The organism is Kitasatospora sp. NPDC004799 (assembly GCF_040609095.1).
Taxonomy (GTDB): Bacteria; Actinomycetota; Actinomycetes; order Streptomycetales; family Streptomycetaceae; genus Kitasatospora.
Window position 1 is genome coordinate 1 of the sequence record NZ_JBEXJK010000750.1, and the last position, 1,764, is coordinate 1,764.

Annotated in this window: 1 protein-coding gene; it reads left to right on the forward strand. The window is 77.9% G+C overall.

Going from position 1 to position 1,764, the window contains the following annotated elements; all coding sequences use genetic code 11:
- Nucleotides 1-179: 179 nt before the first annotated feature.
- Nucleotides 180-1,764 (forward strand): apolipoprotein N-acyltransferase (gene lnt, locus ABZW03_RS40505; RefSeq protein ID WP_355269842.1); only part of this gene is annotated, 1,585 nt, incomplete at its 3' end.

The window sequence follows — 1,764 nt, forward strand, 5'->3', positions numbered from 1 at the left end:
GCCCCGGCCCGCGCGGACGCTGCCACCGGCCTGCCCCGGTTCGCCGCAGGCCGGGCCGCGCCGCGCCGCCGGATCACCCGTTCGACCGGGGCCACTGGTTCCGGACGTGGCGTCCCCGTCACCCGTTCAGCCGATCAACGTACTGGTGGTGTACGCCCTTCCGGCGGACAATACGGGTCATGCCGCGCCGCATCGCTCCCGCCAGCCCTGCCCTGAGCGCGCCTGCCGCCGCGCACCGGGAGCCGCACGCGCCGCACCGGTACCGCGCGCGGACCGGTGCGCTGGTGGCCGGAGCGGTACCGGTGCTCGCGTTCCCCGCGCCCGGGCAGGCCTGGCTGGCCTGGGTCGCGCTCGTCCCCGGACTGCTGCTGATGCAGCGGGCGCCGTCGGGCCGGGAGGCGGCGGTGCGCGGCTGGTGGTTCGGCGCGGGGTTCATCCTGACCGCGATGTACTGGCTGACCCCGTCCGTCGGGCCCGGACTGCCGGTGCTCGCGGTGCTGTTCGGGGCACTCCAGGCCGGCGTCGGGTACACCGTGCACCGGCTGCTGCGCCCCCGGCTGACCACCCGTCGGGCCCTGCTCGCCCTGCTGGTCGTGCCGGCGGTCTGGGTGACCACCGAGTACGCGCGGTCCTGGCCCGCGCTCGGCGGGCCGTGGGCGCTGCTCGGCGCCACCCAGTGGCAGCACCCGGCGATCCTCGGGCTGGCCTCGGCCGGCGGGATCTGGCTGGTCAGCGCGGCGGTGGCGGCGGTGAACACCGGGGTGCTGATCGCGCTGACCGCGGTGCACGGACGGCCGCGGGCCGTCGCCGCCGGGTCCGTCGCGCTGGTGCTGGCCTCGGGCCCGCTGCTGTTCGCGCTGCGCGCGGCGCCCGCCGGGGACGGGGCGGTGACCGTGGCGCTGGTCCAGCCCGGCGTCGTGGAGGACCCGCGGGCCCGGTTCGAGGCGAGCGCGCGGATCACGGCCGCGCTGGTCGGGCAGCCGGTGGACCTGGTCGTCTGGGGCGAGAGCAGCACCACCGCCGACCTGGACCGCGACCCCGCCGCGCTGGACGCCCTGCGCCGACTCGCCGCCACCACCGGCGCCGAGGTCGTCGCCGGGGAGGACGCGCGCAAGGCGGACGGGCGGATCTCCAAGGACGCGGTGCTGGTCTCGCCCGCCGGTGTGGTGGACCGCTACCGCAAGATCCGGCTGGTGCCGTTCGGGGAGTACATCCCGCTGCGGCCGGTGCTCGGCTGGATCGCCGGGGTCAGCCGGGCCGCGGGCGAGAACCGGGCGCCCGGCACCTCCTTCCACCTCCTGCCCGCCACCGGCCGGGCGGGCGCGCCGCTGCCCGTCGGGGCGCTGATCTGCTTCGAGTCGGCCTTCCCCGACCTGGCCCGCACCGCCGCCCGGGACGGCGCCCGGGTGCTGGTCTACCAGTCCTCGACCTCGACCTTCCAGCGCACCTGGGCGCCCGAGCAGCACGTCTCGCTGGCGGCGATCCGGGCCGCCGAGACCGGCCGGCCGGCCGTGCAGGCCTCGCTGACCGGGGTCTCGGCCGCCTTCGACGCCCAGGGCCGGGAGCTCGCCCGGCTCGGCACGGACGGCACCGGCGCGCTCACCGTCCGGCTGCCGCTCACCGCGCCCGGGGCGCTGACCTGGTACGACCGGATCGGCGACGTGGTGCCGCTGGGGGCGCTGCTGGTCACGGCGGGAGCGGCTGGGTGGTCAGCCGGACCAGTGCGGTCCGGGAGTTCGCGGACACGGTGGCGCTGGCGCTGCC